This window comes from Pseudomonas sp. JL27(2026), from assembly GCF_056933555.1.
Genome location: NZ_CM167794.1, coordinates 2,227,772 through 2,244,843 on the forward strand (window position 1 = coordinate 2,227,772; position 17,072 = coordinate 2,244,843).

Genomic DNA, 17,072 nt, shown 5'->3' on the forward strand with positions numbered 1-17,072 from the left:
CGCAATGCCTTACGGCAGCGGCTATTAACACCTTCTCGCTGGCCGAGGAATGTTCAAAGAAAGGATGAGGCTATGGTTCAAGTTCGCAAACTGGCGTTAGCAATAGCGGCCGCCTCGGCGCTGTCCTCCGGTATGGCGCATGCCCTTGGGCTTGGGGAATTGACCCTGAAGTCGACGCTGAACCAGCCCCTGGTTGCGGAAATCGAGTTGCTCGATGTCAAGGATCTTACGGCGGCCGAAGTGGTCCCGAGCCTGGCATCGGTCGATGATTTCGCCAAGGCGGGCGTTGATCGTCAGGCGTTCCTCAATGACCTGACGTTTACTCCGATGCTCAATGCCAACGGCAAAAGCATCCTGCGCGTGACATCGAGTCAACCACTCTCCGAGCCCATGGTGAAATTCCTGGTGCAGGTGATGTGGCCTAACGGTCGACTGTTGCGCGATTACAGCGTGTTGCTCGATCCGTCCAAATTCTCGCCGCAAACCGCCGATGCGGCCGCGCAACCTGCGCCGGCTCAAGCGGTGACTGCGCCGGTTACCGGTACCACCAAGGCTGCCCGTTACACCACCACGCCGCGCGATACCCTCTGGGAAATCGCTGCCAAGGCGCGCAATGGCGGCTCGATCCAGCAAACCATGCTGGCGATTCAGGCGCTGAACCCGGATGCCTTTATCGATGGCAACATCAATCGTCTGAAAACCGGTAAGGTCCTGCGCCTGCCGGACGCTGTACAGAGCACCAGCCTGGCGCAACCCAAGGCCATCGCCGAAGTGGCCGCGCAGAACGCCGCCTGGCGTCAGGGGCGTCGTACGGCGACGCGCACCCAGCCCCGGCAGTTGGATGCGACCAAGCGTGCTCGCACTGACGTGGCGCCCTCGCAAGTTGCCGCCAAGGACAACCTGAGCCTGGTCTCTGCGGAGTCCGGCAAGGCGCACGGCAAGGGCGCGGCGGGCGACAGCAAAGCCATCAGCAACAAGTTGGCAGTCACCCAGGAAAGCCTTGATACGACCCGGCGCGACAATGCCGAGCTGAAAAGTCGCATGACCGATCTGCAAAGCCAACTCGACAAGCTGGAACGTCTGATTGAGCTGAAAAACAATCAATTGGCCAAGTTGCAGGCTGAAGGCGCAGCACCTGCGGCTCCGGCTCCGGCTGCTGCTCAGCCTGCGGCACCGATGCCGGCTGAGCTGGTTGCTGCGCCTGCGCCTGCACCGGCAGCGCCAGTCGTCGAGGCGGCGCCGGAACCGGTTATCCCGGCTGTCGTGCCGCAAGTGGCTCCGGCCCCTGCGCCAGTAGAGGCGCCGGTTCCCGTGGCGAGCGACGACCAGAAGTTTAACGAACTGCTGACCAGCCCGGTGTTGCTGGGCCTGGTGGGCGGTGGCGCGGTGGTGATGTTGCTCCTGCTGCTGTTGCTGGCTCGTCGCCGCAAGGCTCAACAGGAAGCTGAGAAGCATGTGCGCATGGCACGGGCGCTGGCTGAGGAAACCGATTTCTCCGCCGACCTGGACCTGCCGGAAAGCAGCTTCGAAGGCCTGGAAGTTCCGCCGCCGAGCGTCAAGCTTGCTCCAGCTCCAGCTCCAGCTCCAGCTCCAGCTCCTGAGCCGGTCGTTGCGCCGGTAGTCATGGCCGAGCCTATTGCCGCTCCACTGGTGGCTCCGGCCGCCGAGCGGTCGGATGATGTGTTGGCACAAGCCCAGTCGCATATCGAGAACGGTCGCCTGAACCAGGCTGCCGCAATTCTTGAAGAGGCGATCAAGCAGGAGCCACAACGCAGCGACCTGCGCTTGAAGTTGATGGAAGTCTACGGCGGGCAGGGCGACCGTGACGCGTTTATCGCGCAAGAGCGCCAACTGGTGGCTAACGGCAAGAATTACGCTGAAGTCGAGCAACTCAAAAAACGGTTCCCGGCGATGGCTGTGGTGGCCGTTGCAGGTATCGCAGCAGCTGCAATTGCAGCCGAGCTGGACGCCCAGTACGTCAAGGATCTGCTGCTCGACGAGCCAGAGCCAGAGCCAGAGGCGCCAGCAGAGCATGCTGAGCTGGATGCGGCTTTCGACCTGAGCCTGGATGATCTGGAAAACCCGCCAGTGGCCGTGGCTGAGCCTGAACCTGAGCCTGTTGCTGCTGAAGTCGAGCCTGAGCCTGAGCTGGATGAGTTCCCGCTGGACGACGACTTGAGTTTCGAGTCGGTTCTGCAACAGCAGACGGATGCCACGGAAAACCTGGACGACCTGTCGGACTTCGATCTGGATCTGGGTACCGCCGATACCGCCGTCCCGACCTTGAGTGGCGACGATTTCCTGCTGAATCTGGATGATGACCTGAAGGATTTGCCGGTGGCCGATGTGCCGACGCTTTCCGAAGGCCTGGCTGACGATCTGGAACTGCCGGCGGATTTCGATCTGTCGCTGGCCGATGAGATGGACGCTCATGCCGAGCCGGACGCATTCGCCGCTGAACTCGATGATGTCAATGCAGAGCTGGATCGCTTGTCCCAGAGCCTGGAACAGCCAGCGGCGGCACCGAGCTACACGGCCGAAGATGCAGCGATCGATATCGGTGAGCCTGAGTTTGATTTCCTGGCGGGCACTGACGAAGTCGCCACCAAGCTCGATCTGGCGCAAGCCTATATCGACATGGGTGACAACGACGGCGCACGGGATATTCTCGGTGAAGTCCTGAGCGAAGGGGATGCGGGTCAGAAGAACGAAGCCAAGGAGATGCTGACGCGTCTGGCTTGACTTCGCGTTAACGCTTGAACAAAACGGCAGCCCCTTGAGGCTGCCGTTTTTGTTTTTGCAGTCACCGTTCCCGCATGGATCATCTGTTGTGCTTGTCAGGCCAGCAGGTCTTCATAAAACGCACCGAAGGGGCGGGTAGGGTGGGCGATCTGGATTTCCAGGATCCACAAGCCAACGTTCGGGCAGGCCTCGAAGTTACCCAGGTCGCCTGCGCGATAGATCGCGTGCGGGAAGTCGCTGACCCGGTGGCCCTTGATATCCAGATTAAGCACCCAGCCCAGCGCTTTCGCCTGTTCGTCGGCGTAGCGATACAGGTCGGGGCCGGCAACCTGATGGGTGCGCCAGTAATCGTGAACTTGATCAAACAGGGTTTTTGCCGCCGCAGCGCACGCGATCATCTGCGGGTCGTGGCCGGTGGTGTAGGTTGCGCCACAATCCCCTTCATGACGATCCCAGACCACACCCAGGTCGATAAAGAAAATATCGTTCTCGCCCAGCATCGGGTCGCCATCGGAACGTTCCTTGAAGGTTTTCAAGGTGTTTTCGCCGAAGCGGATCAGTGCTGGATGCCAGATGCGGTCCATGCCCAGCTCATTGAGGACTTCCAGGCCCATTGCGCGGGCTTCGGATTCCAGCTGTCCGGGCTTGATGCGGCGGGCCATCTCGTCGATGGCTTCCCAGGTCTTGCGTTTGGCGTGGAGCATGCCTTCCAGGCTGTAGGCTAATCCGACCGCTTCTTTTTGTATGGCACTCATTCATCAGGTCTCGGTGGTTTTCATGAGCTTCGTTATGTAGTTGTCTATATAGCGATGAAGGGTGGCTTGATGCAATCGTTGCGTGCTGCGCTTTGCGTGAAACAAAAAGTGCGGCGAACATGGCGTCCCGGTCTTGCGGCCTTATAATGCCTGCCTTTGCGTTGATCAGCAGGCTGTTACTCCTTGGCAAATATAGATAACCCGGCCGCCGAAATGGCGGCCGACGGCTTTTTCCGGATCGCTCTGGGCGTTGAATACAAAGGCTCGCGCTACTGCGGCTGGCAACGTCAGGCGTCCGGTGTGCCAACCGTGCAGCAAGCCCTTGAGCAAGCCTTGTCCAAAGTGGCTGATTCGCCGGTGTCCGTGCATTGCGCGGGGCGCACCGATGCGGGGGTGCATGCGTGCGGCCAGGTGGTGCATTTCGATACTCAGGTCGAGCGTTCGCTCAAGGCCTGGGTCATGGGCGCCAATATCAACTTGCCCCATGACATCAGTGTCAGTTGGGCCAAGGTCATGCCCGCGCATTTCCATGCGCGCTTCAAAGCCATTGCCCGGCGCTATCGTTATGTGATCTACAACGATCAGATCCGTCCTGCGCACCTCAACGAAGAAGTGACCTGGAATCATCGCCCCCTCGACGTGCAGCGTATGTCTGAGGCGGCGCAGCACTTGCTGGGCACTCACGATTTCAGTGCGTTTCGCGCGGGTCAGTGCCAGGCCAAGTCGCCGATCAAGGAAATCCATCACTTGCGCGTCACCCGGCACGGCAAGATGATCGTGCTGGATATCCGCGCCAGCGCGTTCCTGCACCATATGGTGCGCAACATCGCCGGGGTGTTGATGACGATCGGTGCAGGCGAGCGCCCGGTGGAGTGGGCCAGGGACGTACTGGAGAGCCGGGCTCGTCGTTCGGGCGGGGTCACGGCCCATCCGTTTGGCTTGTACCTGGTGCAGGTCGAGTACCACGACGAATTCCAGTTGCCGGAGCGTTATGTCGGTCCGCATTTCCTGACAGGGTTCACGGAACTTGACGGCTGACGCCTTCGAACGCTTTTGTTACCATCCGGGACTTTCCCGGATTTGCCCTGAGGTTCAAACGACATGCCAGCCGTTCGCAGCAAAATTTGTGGGATTACCCGCATAGAAGATGCGCTGGCTGCGGTCGAGGCGGGGGCGGATGCGATTGGTTTTGTGTTTTACGCCAAAAGCCCGCGAGCGGTGACCGTGCAGCAGGTGCGAGCGATCATCAAGGTCTTGCCGCCGTTCGTGACCACCGTGGGGTTGTTCGTCAATGCCAGCCGTTGCGAGCTGGGCGAGATCCTCGACGCGGTGCCTCTGGATCTGTTGCAGTTTCATGGCGATGAAAGCCCGGCCGAGTGCGAGGGTTACCATCGTCCGTATATCAAGGCGTTGCGGGTCAAGGCTGGCGACGATATCGCCGCCAGTTGCAAGGCGTACGCCGGCGCCAGCGGGATTTTGCTCGACACGTATGTCGAGGGTATTCCCGGTGGGACCGGCGAGGCGTTCGACTGGTCACTGATACCGCAAGGCCTGGACAAGCCGATTATTCTGGCCGGCGGGCTGTCGGCGGACAATGTGGCCGAGGCCATCGCCCGGGTCCATCCCTATGCGGTAGACGTCAGCGGTGGGGTGGAGCAGAGCAAGGGCATCAAGGATCACGCGAAGATTCGCGCGTTTATGCAGGCTGTACGCGGCGCTGCATCGTCGATGTGACGGCTGGCAGTCTGCCGCCGTCCATAAGTTCACTGTACACAGCAGGCTGGCGCCGCCTTCGGACGGCCGAAACCTGAGTGACAACCGCTCCGTGCGGGTGTCGGGATGGCTGAGGATGGGTTGCGTTGCAGGCAGGTCATGGCCCCGTGCCGACCGCGGCAGCGAACCCTCATCGCCGCACACATGAATTTAGCTCAAGGGCATACGCGGGGCCTGGGACCAGAGTGTCCGGGCCGCCGGTACTGGAGAAAGAAAGCATGAGCAACTGGTTAGTAGACAAACTGATCCCTTCGATCATGCGTTCCGAGGTGAAGAAGAGCTCGGTGCCTGAAGGTCTGTGGCACAAATGCCCATCCTGTGAGGCTGTGCTCTATCGTCCGGAGCTGGAAAAAACCCTGGATGTTTGCCCCAAGTGCAACCACCACATGCGCATCGGCGCACGTGCGCGGATCGACATCTTCCTCGACGCTGAAGGCCGTGCCGAACTGGGCGCTGACCTGGAGCCGGTTGACCGTCTGAAATTCCGTGACGGCAAGAAGTACAAGGATCGCCTGAGTGCTGCGCAGAAGCAGACTGGCGAAAAAGACGCCCTGATCTCCATGAGCGGTACCCTGTTGGGTATGCCGGTCGTGGTGTCGGCGTTCGAGTTCTCCTTCATGGGTGGCTCGATGGGTGCCATCGTCGGTGAGCGCTTCGTGCGCGCTGCCAACTACGCCCTGGAAAACCGCTGCCCGATGATCTGCTTCGCCGCTTCCGGCGGTGCGCGGATGCAGGAAGCGCTGATCTCGCTGATGCAAATGGCCAAGACCTCTGCGGTGCTGGCACGTTTGCGCGAAGAAGGCATCCCGTTCATCTCCGTGCTGACCGATCCGGTCTACGGTGGTGTTTCCGCCAGTCTGGCCATGCTGGGTGACGTGATCGTCGGCGAGCCAAAAGCCCTGATCGGCTTTGCAGGTCCGCGTGTGATCGAGCAGACCGTGCGTGAAAAACTGCCGGAAGGCTTCCAGCGCAGCGAATTCCTGTTGGAGCACGGTGCGATCGACATGATCATTGCGCGTCATGAGCTGCGTCCGCGCCTGGGTAACCTGCTGGCTCAACTGATGGGGTTGCCGACGCCTGAGTTCGTGGCGGCGCCAATCGAGCCGATCGTGGTTCCACCGGTGCCTGCAAACCTATGACCGAGCGCACCCTTGGCGAGTGGCTCGCCTACCTGGAGCAGTTGCATCCATCGGCCATCGATATGGGGCTGGAGCGTTCGCAACAGGTAGCGTCCCGTATGGGGCTGGGCAAGCCGGCGCCTCGGGTGATTACGGTCACCGGCACCAACGGCAAGGGGTCTACCTGTGCGTTCGTGGCTTCATTGCTGCGGGCGCAAGGGCTCAAGGTGGGCGTCTACAGTTCTCCGCACTTGCTGCGTTACAACGAGCGTGTGCAGGTTAATGGTGTCGAGGCGACCGACGCCGAGCTGTGCCAGGCTTTTGTCGCGGTCGAGGCTGGCCGTGGCGACACGTCCCTGACCTACTTCGAAATGGGCACGCTCGCGGCGTTCTGGCTGTTTCAGCAGTCAGGTCTCGATGCCGTGGTGCTGGAGGTCGGGCTGGGTGGGCGCCTGGACACGGTCAACGTGGTCGATGCCGACATGGCACTGGTCACCAGCATTGGTGTCGATCACGCGGATTACCTGGGTGATACCCGTGAGTCCGTCGCCTACGAAAAGGCCGGTATTTTCCGTCAGGGCGCGCCCGCGCTCTGTGGTGATCTCAATCCTCCGCAACCGCTGCTGGACAAGGCTCGCGAGCTCGGTTGCCCGTTCTTTCTGCGCGGTCGCGATTTCGATTTGGGCATCACCGAGCAGAACTGGCAATGGCGCGGTGTCGATGGGCAAGGGTGCGAGCTTGAGCTGCACGATTTGCCATTGCTCGACCTGCCGATGGAAAACGCTTCCCTGGCCCTTCAGGCTTATGCGCTGCTGGGCTTGCCGTGGCAGGCCGATACGATTGTCGAGGCCTTGAAAGCGACCGCCGTGGTCGGGCGTCTCGATCGTCGTCAGTTCAACTGGCAGGGCAAGCGCCTGAACCTGATGCTGGATGTGGGGCATAACCCCCATGCGGCGCAGTATTTGGCGCAGCGTCTGGCGCACCGACCGCTGGTGGGCAAGCGCCTGGCGGTGTTCGGTTTGCTGGCCGACAAGGATTTAGACGGTGTGGTGGCTGAGTTGAGTGCTAGTGTCCAGCACTGGGCAGTTGCCCCACTCGATTGCGCTCGCGCTCGTCCGGTAGCTGATTTGCAGGGTGCGTTGCAGAACCTTGGGGCGTCGGTGACGTCCTATGCAAGCGTGGCGGCGGCCCTTGAAGGGCAGTGCGCGCTGGCGACAGCCGAGGATGAAATCCTGCTGTTCGGATCATTTTATTGTGTTGCCGAGGCGCTCGAGTGGTTGGCCCGGCGCTCCACGGAGGAGGCCACAAATGGCTTTGCTGGATAACGCGTACAAGCAGCGCATGGTCGGGGCTCTGGTTCTGGTGGCGTTGGCGGTGATCTTCCTGCCAATGCTGTTTACCCGTGAGGATGAACAGCGCCAGATCAGTGTCCAGGCACCCGCCGCGCCGCAAGCACCGGCGATGGCGCAGATTCAGGTAGAGCCGGTGGTCGTGCCCGAGCCGCAAGCTTTGCCTCAGGAGCCGATTCCCAGCGATGACGAAGTCGCTCAGCAAGTGGTGCCTGTCGCGCCGAGTGCGCCGGTCACTCCGGTCCCTGTCCCGGCTCCGGTGATCGCCAGCAAGCCGGTTGCGCCGCCTCCTGCTCCCAAGTCTGTCCCGGTGCAACCGGTTGCAGTAGTACCGAGCAAGCCGGACGTGACGCAGCGTCGTGTCGACGCCAATGGTTTATCGGTCAGTTGGTCGGTGCAGTTGGCGAGTCTGTCGAGCCGTGAAAGCGCCGAAAGCTTGCAAAAGACCCTGCGCAGCCAAGGCTACAATGCCTATATTCGCTCGGCTGAAGGCAAGAACCGGGTGTTTGTCGGGCCGTTGATCGAGCGCGCCGAGGCGGATCGCCTGCGTGATTTGCTGGGTCGTCAGCAAAACCTTAAAGGTTTTGTCGTTCGCTTTCAGCCTGAGCGCGGTTAATCCCAAGCGATTGATTTCAAAAGCACTGACAATCGCAGCTTACCGACAGCCATGGGCTCTGCTAAAATGCGCCGCCTTATCCGTCTGTAGGCTGCACTGTGCCATTTACCTGGGTTGACTGGGCGATCGTTGCTATCGTCGCCATCTCCGCTTTGATCAGTCTGAGCCGCGGCTTCGTCAAGGAAGCACTATCGCTGGTGACCTGGATCATCGCAGGAGTCGTTGCCTGGATGTTCGGTGGTTCATTGTCCGAGTACCTCGCCGGATACATCGAAACACCGTCGGCTCGCGTGATCGCGGGCTGTGCCATCATGTTTGTCGCCACCTTAGTGGTAGGCGCAATGATCAATTATCTTATCGGCGAATTGGTTCGCGTGACCGGGCTATCCGGGACCGATCGATTCCTCGGCATGGCCTTTGGCGCCGCGCGTGGCGTGTTGCTGGTGGTCGTGGCGGTCGGGCTGTTGAGCCTGGGGCCGGTACAGCAGGACGGGTGGTGGAAAGACTCACAGCTCGTGCCAAAATTTCTATTGGTTGCAGACTGGTCCAAAAACCTGATTCTGGGTTGGAGCAGTCAGTGGCTTGCCAGCGGTATCAGCGTACCCGCTGATATACCGTTCAAGGAGCACCTCTTGCCGACGGCCAAAACGCCTCAGTGAGATGTGTTCAGTTCAGATCCATTAAGTAGGGGTTGCGTCGCATGTGTGGCATCGTCGGTATCGTCGGTAAGTCGAACGTCAATCAGGCGCTGTATGACGCGCTAACCGTCCTCCAGCACCGCGGCCAGGACGCTGCCGGTATCGTGACCAGCCATGATGGCCGGTTGTTCCTGCGCAAGGATAACGGCCTGGTTCGTGATGTGTTTCAGCAGCGTCACATGCAGCGCCTGGTCGGCCACATGGGCATTGGTCATGTGCGTTACCCGACGGCGGGCAGTTCGACCTCGGCCGAAGCCCAGCCGTTTTACGTCAACTCGCCGTACGGCATCACGCTGGCACACAACGGCAACCTGACCAACGTTGAGCAACTGGCCAAGGAGATTTACGAATCCGACCTGCGCCACGTCAACACCAATTCCGATTCCGAAGTACTGCTCAACGTGTTCGCTCACGAACTGGCCCAGCGCGGCAAGTTGCAGCCGACTGAAGAAGATGTGTTCGCTGCCGTCACCGACGTGCACAACCGTTGCCGGGGTGGCTACGCAGTCGTGGCAATGGTGACCGGTTACGGCATCGTCGGTTTCCGCGACCCGAACGGTATTCGCCCGATCGTGTTCGGCCAGCGTCATACCGACGAAGGTGTCGAGTACATGATCGCCTCTGAAAGCGTGTCCCTGGATGTGCTCGGCTTCACCCTGATCCGCGACCTGGCGCCGGGCGAAGCGGTCTACATCACTGAAGAGGGCAAGCTGCACACCCGTCAGTGCGCGACCAACCCGAAACTCACGCCTTGCATCTTTGAACACGTCTACCTGGCGCGTCCGGATTCGATCATCGACGGCGTTTCGGTGTACAAGGCGCGTCTGCGCATGGGTGAGAAGCTCGCCGAGAAGATCCTGCGCGAGCGTCCGGAGCACGACATCGACGTGGTCATCCCGATTCCGGACACCAGCCGCACCGCGGCGCTGGAGCTGGCGAATCACCTGGGTGTGAAGTTCCGCGAAGGGTTCGTGAAGAACCGCTACATCGGTCGGACCTTCATTATGCCGGGCCAGGCTGCACGCAAGAAATCCGTACGCCAGAAGCTCAACGCCATCGAGCTGGAGTTCCGCGGCAAGAACGTGATGCTGGTGGACGACTCCATTGTTCGTGGCACCACCTGCAAGCAGATCATTCAAATGGCACGCGAAGCCGGCGCCAAGAACGTTTATTTCTGCTCGGCGGCGCCAGCGGTACGTTATCCGAACGTGTATGGCATCGACATGCCGAGCGCTCACGAGTTGATCGCCCACAATCGTTCGACCCAGGATGTAGCCGATCTGATCGGTGCGGACTGGCTGATCTATCAAGACCTGCCAGACCTGATCGAAGCGGTCGGCGGCGGCAAGATCAAAATCGAACACTTCGATTGCGCCGTGTTCGACGGCAAGTACGTGACCGGCGACATCGACGAGGCTTACCTGAACAAGATCGAGCAGGCGCGTAACGATGCCTCCAAGGTCAAGACGCAGGCAGTCAGCGCGATCATTGATCTGTACAACAACTGAGTAATCACCGGCCCTTATGGGCCGGTTTGCGTATATATCCAGAGAAAAAGCAAGGAGTGGCAGCATGAGTCAGGATTGGGATGCCGGTCGGCTGGACAGCGACCTTGAGGGCGTAGCGTTCGACACCCTGGCCGTACGTGCCGGTCAGCACCGTACGCCAGAGGGCGAACACGGTGATCCGATGTTCTTCACCTCAAGCTATGTGTTCCGTACCGCTGCCGACGCTGCTGCGCGTTTTGCCGGTGAAGTGCCGGGCAACGTCTACTCGCGTTACACCAACCCGACCGTGCGGGCTTTCGAGGAGCGCATTGCTGCGCTGGAAGGCGCTGAGCAGGCGGTCGCAACCGCGACGGGCATGGCGGCCATTCTTGCGGTGGTCATGAGCCTGTGCAGTGCTGGCGACCATGTGCTGGTATCGCGCAGTGTGTTCGGCTCGACCATCAGTCTGTTCGAGAAGTACTTCAAGCGCTTTGGTGTTGAGGTCGACTACGTGCCGCTGGCCGACCTCTCAGGTTGGGACGATGCGATTAAGGCCAACACCAAATTGTTGTTTGTTGAGTCGCCGTCCAATCCCCTGGCCGAGCTGGTGGATATCGCTGCGTTATCGCAAGTGGCGCACGCCAAGGGCGCGATGCTGGTGGTCGACAACTGCTTCTGCACGCCGGCCTTGCAGCAGCCGTTGAGGCTGGGCGCGGACATCGTGGTGCATTCGGCGACCAAGTTCATCGATGGCCAGGGTCGTTGCATGGGCGGCGTGGTGGCTGGGCGCGGCGAGCAGATGAAAGAAGTTGTCGGTTTCTTGCGCACCGCTGGTCCGACCCTGAGTCCGTTCAATGCCTGGATCTTCCTCAAGGGCCTGGAAACCTTGAACCTGCGCATGAAGGCACACTGCGCCAATGCTCAGCAGTTGGCCGAGTGGCTGGAGCAGCAGGATGGCATCGAGACAGTGCATTACGCCGGCCTCAAGAGTCATCCGCAGCACGAACTGGCCCAGCGTCAACAAAAGGGTTTTGGTGCAGTGGTGAGTTTCGAGGTCAAGGGCGGCAAAGAAGGCGCCTGGCGCTTTATCGATGCGACCCGCCTGATTTCCATCACTGCCAACCTGGGCGACAGTAAAACCACCATCACTCACCCAAGCACTACCTCCCACGGTCGCCTGGCGCCGCAAGAGCGTGAAGCGGCAGGGATTCGTGACAGCTTGATCCGCATTGCGGTCGGCCTGGAAGACGTGGCAGACCTGCAGGCCGATCTGGCGCGTGGGTTGGCGGCGTTGTGATCGAGCTGTCCACGCCGATATCTGGCGCCAATGGCCGCGTTGCATTGGTCACTGGCGCCGCTCGCGGCATTGGTTTGGGTATTGCTGCCTGGCTGATTACGGAAGGTTGGCAGGTCGTGCTGACTGACCTTGATCGGTTGCGTGGCTCGAAAGTGGCGAAGGTGCTGGGCGAGAACGCCTGGTTTATCACCATGGATGTCGCGGACGAGCAACAGGTTACCCTCGGGATTGCCGAGGTGCTCGGGCAGTTCGGGCGTCTTGATGCACTGGTGTGTAACGCGGCGGTTGCCGATCCGCACAACATCACCCTGGAAAGCCTGGACCTGGCTTACTGGAATCGCGTGCTGGCGGTGAACCTCAGTGGTCCGATGTTGCTGGCCAAGCACTGCGCGCCTTATTTGCGGGCTCATGGCGGCGCCATCGTCAATCTGGCCTCGACTCGTGCCGGCCAGTCGGAGCCTGATACCGAGGCTTATGCGGCGAGCAAGGGCGGATTGCTGGCCCTGACTCACGCCTTGGCGATCAGCCTCGGGCCGGAGATCAGGGTCAATGCCGTCAGTCCGGGCTGGATTGATGCGCGCGACCCTTCGGCGCGGCGTGCCGAACCCCTGAGCGAGGCCGATCATGCCCAGCACCCGGCGGGCAGGGTAGGGACGGTCGAGGACGTTGCTGCGATGGTGGCTTGGTTGCTGTCCAGAAATGCCGGGTTTGTCACCGGGCAGGAGTTTGTGGTTGATGGCGGTATGACCAAGAAAATGGTCTACGAGTAGAAGTTGCAAGTCTCAAGCGACAAGCTGCAAGTCAAAGGCGAACCCCTGTCGGGCGCTGAATGCGCAATCCTGCTTTTTCTTGCAGCTTGAAGCTTGCCGTTTGAAGCTGTTTTGAAAAAACTTCAATCCTGCTATTGACTTAGGTTCGCTACCTGCGTAAATTTCGCGGCCTCGGAGAAGCAAACGGGTGATTAGCTCAGCTGGGAGAGCGTCTGCCTTACAAGCAGAATGTCGGCGGTTCGATCCCGTCATCACCCACCACTTCTTGAGAGTCTTGCGAGAGCAAGATGGAAGCTGTCAAAAGCCTCCACCGACGCGCAGCGGTAGTTCAGTCGGTTAGAATACCGGCCTGTCACGCCGGGGGTCGCGGGTTCGAGTCCCGTCCGCTGCGCCATATTTTCCGAGTCAGGTGTTCCTGGTTCGAGATTGAAAAGCCTCGAAGCTTTGCAATCAGACGAGTTAATTGGGCGTAAGTCCAAAGCGATACGCAGCGGTAGTTCAGTCGGTTAGAATACCGGCCTGTCACGCCGGGGGTCGCGGGTTCGAGTCCCGTCCGCTGCGCCATATCTGCATCAAGGCCCACTGAACGCCTTTATGCTACGAAGAAAGCCGATGGCTACTTCGAGTCGATAGCAAAGACCCTGGTCGAAAGACCGGGGTTTTTTGTATCCGTGATTTGATTTTTGGCTTCTCATCCTGTTGAGGGGCTGCTCAAGTCCTGATCCAAAAAAAACCGCCTTTTGGCGGTTTTTTTGCTTTTACGCCAGATCAGAAGTCGTACTTGTCGCGCAGGCCGTAGTACCAGGCGCCCAGTGCAGCGAATGGCGTGCGTAGCAGTTGGCCGCCGGGGAAAGGGTAGTGCGGGAGGTCGGCAAAGGCGTCAAAACGCTCTGCCTGCCCGCGTAGCGCCTCGGCCAGCACTTTGCCGGCCAGGTGGGTATACGTCACGCCATGGCCGCTACAGCCCTGTGAGTAGTAGATGTTGTCGCCCAGGCGTCCCACCTGAGGCAGTCGGGACAGTGTCAGCAGGAAGTTGCCGGTCCAGGCGTAATCAATCTTCACGTTCTTGAGTTGCGGGAAGGTCTTGAGCATCTTCGGTCGGATGATCGCTTCGATGTTGGCCGGGTCCCGTGCGCCATATACCACGCCGCCGCCGAAGATCAGGCGTTTGTCGCCAGACAGTCGGTAATAGTCGAGCAGGTAGTTGCAGTCTTCGACGCAGTAGTCTTGAGGTAGCAGGGTTTTTGCCAGCTCATCGCCCAGCGGTTCGGTCGTAATGACCTGTGTGCCGCACGGCATTGACTTGGCGGCGAGTTCAGGCACCAGATTGCCGAGGTAGGCGTTACCGGCAACGATGATGAACTTGGCCCTGACTTTGCCTTGTGGGGTATGTACCACCGGGTTGGCACCGCGCTCAATGCGCACGGCGGGCGACTGCTCGTAAAGAGTGCCGCCCAGTGATTCGACGGCTGCCGCTTCGCCCAAGGCCAGGTTAAGAGGGTGGATGTGGCCACCGCTCATGTCGAGCATGCCGCCTACATACTGCTCGCAGGCCACGACGTCGCGTATACGGCGCTGATCCAGCAATTCCAGTTGCGTGTGGCCGTAACGCTCCCACAGGCGCTTCTGTGATTCGAGGTGGTTCATCTGCTTCCGGGTGATGGCGGCGAATACGCCGCCGTCCTTCAGGTCGCACTGGATCTGATACCTGGCAACCCGGTCACGAATAATCTTGCCACCTTCAAATGCCATCTCCCCAAGCAGTTGCGCCTGTTTGGGGCCTACGCTGCGTTCGATCACGTCGATGTCGCGGCTGTAGCTGTTGACGATCTGACCGCCATTGCGGCCCGAGGCCCCGAAACCCACCCTGGCAGCTTCCAGCACGGTCACCCGAAAACCGCTCTCCAGCAGGAACAGTGCGCTGGAGAGGCCGGTATAGCCGGCACCGATTACGCAGACGTCGGTTTCTACATCATCCTGCAGCAATGGTCGTGGCGAGGTCGCATTGGCTGATGCCGCGTAGTAGGACTCTGGGTAGGGTGTGTTCGCCATTCTGCAACCTCTGTTTTATATTTTTTACGAGTGCGTCGATCCTACCTGAGTTAAAAAACAGCTGCCAGCCAGCGGAAACGCTTCTTCATGGGCCTGAAATTAAATATTTTGCATATTCATAGGGTTAGGTGAAAAAAAGGTGTTGACACCCCTCCGGAATTCCGTAGAATGCCGCCTCACAGCAGGCACGTAGCTCAGTTGGTTAGAGCACCACCTTGACATGGTGGGGGTCGTTGGTTCGAGTCCAATCGCGCCTACCAAACAAAATCCGCTCTGCTGGGCGGTCTAGAAGGGCTCACCGAAAGGTGGGCCCTTTTTTGTTGTCTGGCGTTTGGAAAAACGTTGGAAATATATTGGAAAAACAACCGCCAGTATCAGTATTTCAGGTCTGCGCCGACCGTCTGATATTCGATAGTCTTCTCGGTATGTCCCTCCTGATAATGCCGTGTCATCTTCGCGTCCGCGTGCCCTAAAAGGGCCTGGACGTACTCCTCGGGAAACTCTTGCTGTTCGTACAGCCATGAACCTAAAGCGCGAATTTCGTGAAAGGTGGGTCGCTCAAGAGGGTCCATATGATCGTAGGCATGCGCTGCATCTCTTGCCTTGGTGAATTCCTTAGTCAGGTAGTCCGGGGTGACTGATGACCAGTGCTCCTTGGCTGCCACTTGCTCGCGTCGCCGTGCCTTTGTCTTGTAATGGATGAGGAACGGCGAAACGATAGGGGATCGCAAGCACTCCTGTACAACCGCCCTCAATGATTCGCCCATTACAATCTCTAGGTGTATTGGATTCTCGTAACCTTGGGTTTTTCCGGGCGACACCCGGATGGTGTTTTTCTCGAGATCTACCGCCGATTTCGGCCAGCTCACAATATCCTCGCGCCGTTGGAGGCTGACCAGGGCCAGGCGGATAGCTCGACCAAGCCAGTCCGGGGTCTTCGAGCTGTTCACGATCTTCAGCAAACCCTCCAACGTGTGCCGTTGGCGTTTTTTGTCGCTCTCTTTCTTCACCAGGGTGAGTTCGGCCACGTTCCTTTCTGCGAGACCTTTGGCGGTCGCGAAGGCGAAAACCTGAATCAGTAGGCCGCGGTGCTTGGTGTAGGCGTTGTTTTCGAACCCGTCGAGATATTCGGCTACGGCCAGAACGTCCAGCTGTCCGATCATCAGATGACCCAAGTCCTCCCGATACCTAGCGGTTTTGAACTTGATCTCTTGCAGAGTCCTTTCGGCGTATTTCCTAGTGGGCAGCCACTCATCCTCAAATCGCTGGAGAAGCGCTGAGAAAGTTGGGGCGGACTCACCGGTTAAAAGGGCGAGTAGCGCACCGTCTGGATTCATCAGGGGCGCCAGCTTCGCATTTGCGGCTTTGGCCAGACGAACCGCGCTTGCAAGGGGCTGGTTAATGCTGGTGCGCTTGCCAGTGATCGGATTGCGGTAAATGAAGTATTTACCGTTCGGATACAAGTTTTCGGGCAGTGCTCGATTTGAGACGTCTCTGCCGCGCGGGGGAGCCATCAGCCCACCTCCATCATCTTGGCGAGGAGGGGATCATTTGATCCCAGTACCACTGCCTGCAAGTCCATGAAGTACATCTCGCCTTTTACCTCTCCCACAACTTCACCTTCCTCAATCCATTTCTTCAACTGTTGCAGACTCGGCTTGCTACCGGCGTACCGCAATTTTCTGTACTCGCCCGCTTCCATAAGTCGCGGCAACCGGGCGGTGATGTGAGCAATGACCTTTGCCATGGCGTTGTCCTGTTCCCCGTCCGGGGCCTTGAGTAATTAAGCTGGTGCGAGCGGGCTTTTCCGGAAGCGCCAGGTGTGCCCGCATTGGCGGCACTTACCAAACGTCCGGCCGGTTGCATCGAACATTGCAGCAGTACTAATTGCTGCAACCCTGCCGCTCTGGAGTTCGTACTGATCGCTTCCGACAAACTCTTCTGATATTTGAATGTTCCGACTACCGCAGGGTGAGCACTTGGCGTCTACGGCTTCTCCGATGCCTTTTGCTGGCATGCGCCTCTCCGTGCCGCGCGCGGCGGCAGAAGTTGATGAAAGCCAGACCCGACCTACGCCGGCCGCACTTTCTGAATGATGTGAATGACGATGCAGCCGGTGGCGCAAAGCCAGATGGCGGTGCCGATTGTTGCGATGAGCAGGGCGGGTGCCGAACCTTCTTCGAACATCGGCGGCACTCCGTAGGCGAACCAGAGCCCGGTAGTGACCAGGTAGAACAGGGCGGCCATGAGCAGGCCGAAGAGCTTTATTGCGGGCATAGAGAGATCCTTGCCGCGCCTAACCCGAGCAAGGATCAGTGCAAGGGCGGCCTAAAGTCCTGCAAGTTACGCGTCGGTGAGAACCAACCCCTCAGCCATGGCGGATTTCCTGCCGTGTCCTTGATCGCCCGGAGTTGA

At 59.5% G+C, this 17,072-nt stretch carries 15 protein-coding genes, 4 tRNA genes and 1 pseudogene; 15 read left to right on the plus strand and 5 right to left on the minus strand.

Annotation, left to right across the window (positions count from 1 at the left end):
• The first annotated feature begins 72 nt into the window (after positions 1–72).
• Positions 73–2,742, plus strand: a complete 2,670-nt coding sequence (locus AC1Z1G_RS10210) for a FimV/HubP family polar landmark protein (protein WP_483626820.1) — start codon at positions 73–75, stop codon at positions 2,740–2,742.
• A 95-nt stretch (positions 2,743–2,837) separates the two neighbouring features.
• Here the strand turns inward: AC1Z1G_RS10210 and AC1Z1G_RS10215 are convergent, their stop codons facing one another.
• Positions 2,838–3,497, minus strand: coding sequence for a M24 family metallopeptidase (locus AC1Z1G_RS10215; protein WP_483626821.1), 660 nt, complete (start codon positions 3,495–3,497; stop codon positions 2,838–2,840).
• 213 nt (positions 3,498–3,710) lie between these two features.
• Between AC1Z1G_RS10215 and truA the strand changes: the two genes are divergently transcribed.
• From truA to AC1Z1G_RS10275, 12 genes are all read left to right on the plus strand, one after another.
• On the plus strand, positions 3,711–4,535 hold the full coding sequence (truA, locus tag AC1Z1G_RS10220; protein WP_483627796.1) for a tRNA pseudouridine(38-40) synthase TruA: 825 nt from the start codon (positions 3,711–3,713) through the stop codon (positions 4,533–4,535).
• A gap of 63 nt (positions 4,536–4,598) precedes the next feature.
• Positions 4,599–5,231: a phosphoribosylanthranilate isomerase gene (locus AC1Z1G_RS10225; protein ID WP_483626822.1), complete on the plus strand. Its 633-nt coding sequence runs from the start codon at positions 4,599–4,601 to the stop codon at positions 5,229–5,231.
• A gap of 257 nt (positions 5,232–5,488) precedes the next feature.
• Positions 5,489–6,409: an acetyl-CoA carboxylase, carboxyltransferase subunit beta gene (gene accD / locus AC1Z1G_RS10230; protein WP_483626823.1), complete on the plus strand. Its 921-nt coding sequence runs from the start codon at positions 5,489–5,491 to the stop codon at positions 6,407–6,409.
• A complete protein-coding gene (gene folC, locus AC1Z1G_RS10235) occupies positions 6,406–7,713 on the plus strand; it encodes a bifunctional tetrahydrofolate synthase/dihydrofolate synthase (RefSeq protein ID WP_483626824.1) in 1,308 nt (435 codons plus the stop codon). Before accD ends, folC begins: the two co-directional genes overlap by 4 nt.
• Positions 7,697–8,353, plus strand: coding sequence for an SPOR domain-containing protein (locus tag AC1Z1G_RS10240; RefSeq protein ID WP_483626825.1), 657 nt, complete (start codon positions 7,697–7,699; stop codon positions 8,351–8,353). Before folC ends, AC1Z1G_RS10240 begins: the two co-directional genes overlap by 17 nt.
• A gap of 98 nt (positions 8,354–8,451) precedes the next feature.
• Positions 8,452–9,012 carry a CvpA family protein gene (locus AC1Z1G_RS10245; protein ID WP_347905246.1) on the plus strand — a complete coding sequence of 187 codons (561 nt, stop codon included), beginning with the start codon at positions 8,452–8,454 and terminating at the stop codon, positions 9,010–9,012.
• A gap of 41 nt (positions 9,013–9,053) precedes the next feature.
• Complete coding sequence (gene purF, locus AC1Z1G_RS10250) at positions 9,054–10,559, plus strand: amidophosphoribosyltransferase (protein WP_483626826.1); 1,506 nt, start codon at positions 9,054–9,056, stop codon at positions 10,557–10,559.
• Positions 10,560–10,623: 64 nt separating this feature from the next.
• Positions 10,624–11,835: an O-succinylhomoserine sulfhydrylase gene (locus AC1Z1G_RS10255; RefSeq protein ID WP_483626827.1), complete on the plus strand. Its 1,212-nt coding sequence runs from the start codon at positions 10,624–10,626 to the stop codon at positions 11,833–11,835.
• Entirely contained in the window at positions 11,832–12,605 is a 774-nt protein-coding gene (locus tag AC1Z1G_RS10260) for an SDR family oxidoreductase (RefSeq protein ID WP_483626828.1), read from the plus strand. Before AC1Z1G_RS10255 ends, AC1Z1G_RS10260 begins: the two co-directional genes overlap by 4 nt.
• Positions 12,606–12,790: 185 nt before the next feature.
• Positions 12,791–12,866 (plus strand) — tRNA-Val (locus tag AC1Z1G_RS10265).
• Between the two features lie 56 nt (positions 12,867–12,922).
• Positions 12,923–12,999 (plus strand) — tRNA-Asp (locus tag AC1Z1G_RS10270).
• Between the two features lie 93 nt (positions 13,000–13,092).
• Positions 13,093–13,169: transfer RNA gene (locus AC1Z1G_RS10275), tRNA-Asp, on the plus strand.
• Positions 13,170–13,373: 204 nt separating this feature from the next.
• Here AC1Z1G_RS10275 and AC1Z1G_RS10280 read toward each other — a convergent pair.
• Positions 13,374–14,657, minus strand: coding sequence for an NAD(P)/FAD-dependent oxidoreductase (locus AC1Z1G_RS10280; RefSeq protein WP_483626829.1), 1,284 nt, complete (start codon positions 14,655–14,657; stop codon positions 13,374–13,376).
• 183 nt (positions 14,658–14,840) lie between these two features.
• On the opposite strand from AC1Z1G_RS10280, the gene AC1Z1G_RS10285 reads away from it, so the two are divergent.
• A tRNA-Val gene (locus AC1Z1G_RS10285) sits at positions 14,841–14,917 on the plus strand.
• 114 nt (positions 14,918–15,031) lie between these two features.
• Here AC1Z1G_RS10285 and AC1Z1G_RS10290 read toward each other — a convergent pair.
• From AC1Z1G_RS10290 to AC1Z1G_RS10300, 3 genes are all read right to left on the minus strand, one after another.
• The gene (locus AC1Z1G_RS10290) at positions 15,032–16,171 is read right to left on the minus strand and encodes a tyrosine-type recombinase/integrase (protein ID WP_483626830.1); all 1,140 of its coding nucleotides are present in this window, start codon (positions 16,169–16,171) and stop codon (positions 15,032–15,034) included.
• Positions 16,171–16,404: a hypothetical protein gene (locus AC1Z1G_RS10295; RefSeq protein WP_483626831.1), complete on the minus strand. Its 234-nt coding sequence runs from the start codon at positions 16,402–16,404 to the stop codon at positions 16,171–16,173. Before AC1Z1G_RS10295 ends, AC1Z1G_RS10290 begins: the two co-directional genes overlap by 1 nt.
• Positions 16,405–16,727: 323 nt before the next feature.
• The gene (locus AC1Z1G_RS10300; protein WP_483628019.1) at positions 16,728–16,934 is read right to left on the minus strand and encodes a hypothetical protein; all 207 of its coding nucleotides are present in this window, start codon (positions 16,932–16,934) and stop codon (positions 16,728–16,730) included.
• A gap of 21 nt (positions 16,935–16,955) precedes the next feature.
• Here AC1Z1G_RS10300 and AC1Z1G_RS10305 point away from each other — a divergent pair.
• Positions 16,956–17,072 (plus strand): annotated as a pseudogene (locus tag AC1Z1G_RS10305) (phage minor tail protein L); the annotation flags it as partial.

Bases quoted from the DNA above. Each gene is read 5' to 3' on its own strand.
- truA (WP_483627796.1), top strand. From the start codon at position 3,711: ATGGCGGCCGACGGCTTTTTCCGGATCGCTCTGGGCGTTGAATACAAA.
- AC1Z1G_RS10240 (WP_483626825.1), top strand. From the start codon at position 7,697: ATGGCTTTGCTGGATAACGCGTACAAGCAGCGCATGGTCGGGGCTCTG.
- AC1Z1G_RS10210 (WP_483626820.1), top strand. From the start codon at position 73: ATGGTTCAAGTTCGCAAACTGGCGTTAGCAATAGCGGCCGCCTCGGCG.
- folC (WP_483626824.1), top strand. From the start codon at position 6,406: ATGACCGAGCGCACCCTTGGCGAGTGGCTCGCCTACCTGGAGCAGTTG.
- AC1Z1G_RS10295 (WP_483626831.1), bottom strand. From the start codon at position 16,404: ATGGCAAAGGTCATTGCTCACATCACCGCCCGGTTGCCGCGACTTATG.
- purF (WP_483626826.1), top strand. From the start codon at position 9,054: ATGTGTGGCATCGTCGGTATCGTCGGTAAGTCGAACGTCAATCAGGCG.
- AC1Z1G_RS10255 (WP_483626827.1), top strand. From the start codon at position 10,624: ATGAGTCAGGATTGGGATGCCGGTCGGCTGGACAGCGACCTTGAGGGC.
- accD (WP_483626823.1), top strand. From the start codon at position 5,489: ATGAGCAACTGGTTAGTAGACAAACTGATCCCTTCGATCATGCGTTCC.
- AC1Z1G_RS10225 (WP_483626822.1), top strand. From the start codon at position 4,599: ATGCCAGCCGTTCGCAGCAAAATTTGTGGGATTACCCGCATAGAAGAT.
- AC1Z1G_RS10300 (WP_483628019.1), bottom strand. From the start codon at position 16,934: ATGCCCGCAATAAAGCTCTTCGGCCTGCTCATGGCCGCCCTGTTCTAC.
- AC1Z1G_RS10280 (WP_483626829.1), bottom strand. From the start codon at position 14,657: ATGGCGAACACACCCTACCCAGAGTCCTACTACGCGGCATCAGCCAAT.
- AC1Z1G_RS10215 (WP_483626821.1), bottom strand. From the start codon at position 3,497: ATGAGTGCCATACAAAAAGAAGCGGTCGGATTAGCCTACAGCCTGGAA.
- AC1Z1G_RS10290 (WP_483626830.1), bottom strand. From the start codon at position 16,171: ATGGCTCCCCCGCGCGGCAGAGACGTCTCAAATCGAGCACTGCCCGAA.